At 59.1% G+C, this 920-nt stretch carries 1 protein-coding gene; it reads left to right on the top strand.

The annotated features are described in order from the left end of the window. Positions 1 to 89: 89 nt before the first annotated feature. Positions 90 to 907 (top strand): IS5-like element ISRme6 family transposase gene (locus ACSHSS_RS30255; protein ID WP_085960479.1). Its coding sequence is split into 2 segments (ribosomal slippage): positions 90 to 438 and positions 438 to 907, totalling 819 coding nucleotides; the frame shifts between segments, so codons are not numbered across the junction. Positions 908 to 920: the final 13 nt, after the last annotated feature.

Below are 920 nucleotides of genomic sequence, written 5' to 3'. Positions count from 1 at the left end.
TAAGAGGCCAGTTCAAAAACCCCTGAGGCGGCTGTTTACTTTCTCGGTAAGCTGTTAACCTTGGATGTCTGAACAACGGAACCCAAGGGATGGAAGCGCCGATTATTGATGACGAATTGTGGACACTGATCGAACCGTTACTGCCGCCGCCCAAGCCCCGGCGCAAAGGGCATCCTGGTCGCCCACGCGTATCGGATCGGGCGGCGTTGAATGGCATCCTGTTCGTGTTGAAAACCGGACTGCGATGGAACCACCTGCCGACCGTATTGGGCTTTGGCTCCGGCGCGACCTGCTGGCGACGACTGAACGACTGGCGCAAAGCAGGCGTATGGGATCGACTGCACGAACTGCTGCTCGACAAGTTGCGCGAGGCCGGGCAGATCGATCTTTCATACGCTGCCGTCGATTCCTCGTCGGTACGAGCTGTTGGGGCGGGCGAAAAACTGGCCCGAACCCCACGGATCGCTCGCGACCCGGTTCCAAACACCACATCCTCGTAGACGCCAATGGCGTTCCCATCAGCGCCATCCTGACAGGCGCGAACCGCAACGACGTCACCCAGTTGCTGCCGCTCGTCGACGCGATTCCCCCGATCCGTGGCGCGCGCGGCCGACCACTTCAGAGACCCAAGGTCATCTATGCCGATCGTGGTTACGATTCCGATCCGCATCGTCAACGATTGCGCGAACGCGGCATCAAACCGGTGATCGCACGGCGCCGCACTGAACATGGCAGTGGTCTGGGCAAATTCCGTTGGGTCGTTGAACGGACTCACTCGTGGCTCCACAACTTCCGTCGTCTTCGCATACGCTTCGATCGTCGAGCTGACATTCACGAAGCATTCTTGAAATTCGGCTGCGCCCTCGTCTGCTGGAACATCTTCAGGCGTACGGAGCAGCCTTTTTGAACTGGCCTCTAAG

Source organism: Burkholderia sp. BC1 (assembly GCF_052683555.1).
The sequence above is the reverse complement of the archived record's forward strand: the minus strand, read 5'-3'. Positions and strand labels throughout refer to the sequence as shown.